1 protein-coding gene is annotated in these 2,616 nt (G+C 76.1%); it reads left to right on the forward strand.

The window, feature by feature from the left end; all coding sequences use genetic code 11:
* Nucleotides 1-46: 46 nt before the first annotated feature.
* A partial coding sequence (locus tag ABZU52_RS32275) for an AAA family ATPase (RefSeq protein WP_354974695.1) occupies nucleotides 47-2,616 on the forward strand: 2,570 nt, incomplete at its 3' end.

Consider the following 2,616-nt stretch of genomic DNA (forward strand, 5'->3'; position numbering starts at 1 on the left):
GATCGGCGGGGCCGGCGGGGCGGGCCGTCATGGCATGCTCGAACACGTGACCGTACGCACTGCCAGCTCCGTCCTCGTCGGGCGCCACCGCGAGACCGCTGCGCTGCGGGACGCGCTGGGCCGGGCGCGCGCCGGGGAGCCGACCACCGTGCTGGTCGGCGGTGAGGCGGGCGTGGGTAAGACGCGGCTGCTGGAGGAGTTCGCCGGCTGGGCCACCGACGGCGCGGCCCGGGTGCTCGTCGGTCAGTGTCTGGAGCTGGGCGAGGCGGGCCTGCCGTTCGCGCCGTTCGCCGCCGCGTTGCGCGCGGTGCTCCGCGCCGACGGTCCCGAGGTCTTCGCCGGCTACGAGGCGGAGTTCGCCCCGCTCCTGCCGGAGCTGGGCCGCGCGTCCGCGACGCTGGCCACACCGCGTGCCGTTCCCCTCAGCGATGCCCCGCGTGGCTACCTGTTCGACCTGGTCGCCGAGCTGTTCCAGCGGCTGGCCGATGCTCGCCCGCTGGTCCTGGTCATCGAGGACCTGCACTGGGCCGACCGCTCCACCCGCGATCTCATCGGGTTCCTCGTCCGGGCGGCGAGGCCGGGCCGGCTGCTGCTGGTCTGCACCTACCGCACCGACGAGTTGCAGCGCGGGCACCCGCTGCGACCGTTCCTCGCCGAGCTGGATCGGGCCCGTGGCGTGGAGCGGGTCGAGCTGGGCCGGCTGGACCGCGACGGCACCGCCGCGATCCTCGCCGACCTGCTCGGCGCCGAGCCGCTCGCCCGTGCGGTCGACGATGTCCACGACCGCACCCAGGGCAACCCTTTCTTCATCGAGGAGTTGGCCGTCGCCGGTGACCCGATCGGCTGCGCGGCTCTCCCCGAGACGCTGCGTGACCTGCTGCTGGCCCGGGTGGACCGGCTCCCCGAGTCGACCCAGCGGGTGCTGCGGATCGCGGCCGCCGGTGGCACCCGGTTCGCCCATGACCTGCTCGCCGAGGTCGCCGGGCTGCCCGAGGCCGAGCTGGAGGACGCGTTGCGCGCCGCCGTCGCCGCCCAGTTGGTGGTGGCCGACCGGGACGGGGACTACGAGTTCCGCCACGCGCTGGTCCGCGAGGCCGTGCACGACGAGTTGCTGCCCGGTGAGCACGCCCGGCTGCATGCCCGCTTCGCCGCCGCCATCGAGGCCCAGCCGCACCTGGTCGCCGCCGGCCGGGCCCCGGCCGAGATCGCCCATCACTGGTACGCCGCGCACGACCACCCGCGTGCCCTCGTCGCCGCACGAGCCGCCGCGGGCGCCGCCGCCGACCGGTACGCGTACGCCGAGCAGCGCCGACTGCTGGAGCGGGCGTTGGAGTTGTGGGAGCTGGTGCCGGACGCCGCCGACCTGCTCGACATGGACCACCTGGCGTTGCTGGAGCAGACCCTGGACGCCGCGGTCATCGCCGGCGACTTCAGTCGGGCCATCACCCTCACCCGGGCCGGGCTGGCCGAGGTGGACGCCGACGCCGCGCCGCTGCGCGCCGCCCGCCTGCTGGACCAGCGGGGTCGACTGATGGCCCTGCTCGGCAAGAGCGACGGCAGCCGCGAGCTGGATGAGGCGTACCGGCTGGCAGCCGGTGGTCCGCCCGGCGCGGAGCGGGTTCGGCTGCTCGCCGACATCGCCACCCACCTGGTCAAGATCGACCCGCAGCAGGCGGCCCGGGTGGCAGCCGAGGCGGCCACGGACGCCGAGGCGTTCGGAGAGAACGTGTCGCTGCTCTCCACGCGGATCGCGCTGCTCTGCCACGGCGAGCGAGACCTGACCGGAGGGCTGGCCGAGCTGGGCCAGGTGGCCGCCGCCGCCCGTGCGTCGGGAGACGCGTCGACTGTGGTGCTCGCCATGGTGTTCGAGTCGGACATGCTCTGCGAGCTGGGCCGCTACGCCGAGTCGGCGCAGGCCGCCGAGGCCGGCGCGGCCGAGGCGCGACGGGTGGGGATCAGCCGCTCCACCGGGGCGTACCTGCTCTCCAACCGGGCCGAGGCGCTCATCGCGCTGGGGCGGTGGGACGAGGCCGAGGCGATCTGCGCGGAGGCCGCCCGGATGGACCTGTCGGGTGTGACCGGACTGCACTGGCTTCAGCTGGGCGCCGGCCTGCGGCTGGCCCGCGCCCATCCGGGCGCCGACGAGTTTGTCGACCGGGCGCTCACCTTCCTCGGTCGGCCGTACCTGTGGCCGAACCACCGCCTGCCCCTGCACGAGCTGGCGATCGAGGCGGCGCTGGCCGCGGACGACAAGGTCGAGGCGGTACGGGCGTCCCGAGTGGCGGTGGCCGACGAGAGCCTGCCGCAGCTGCCCCGGGAGGGTTGGCCGGTGCTCAGCGCCGCCGCGCGTACCGCAGCCCGGGTGAGTGACCGGGAGCTGGCGGCCGCCGTGGCGGCGCTCGCCACCGACCTGCCGGCGCGGCACCCGGCGGCCCGGGCGCACGCCGCCCAGGTCACCGCGCTGCTCGCGGTCGGCGACCAGGCGCTGCCGGCGTGGCGTACGGCGGTCGACGCGTGGCGGGCCGACGGGCAGCCCTACCCGCTGGGCCGGGCACTGCTGGCGCTGGCCGAGGCGACCGCCGCCGCCGGGGAACGCGACGAGACGGCGGCGGCCGT

Origin of the sequence: Micromonospora sp. NPDC005220 (genome assembly GCF_040607895.1) — a bacterium.
GTDB lineage: Bacteria > Actinomycetota > Actinomycetes > Mycobacteriales > Micromonosporaceae > Micromonospora.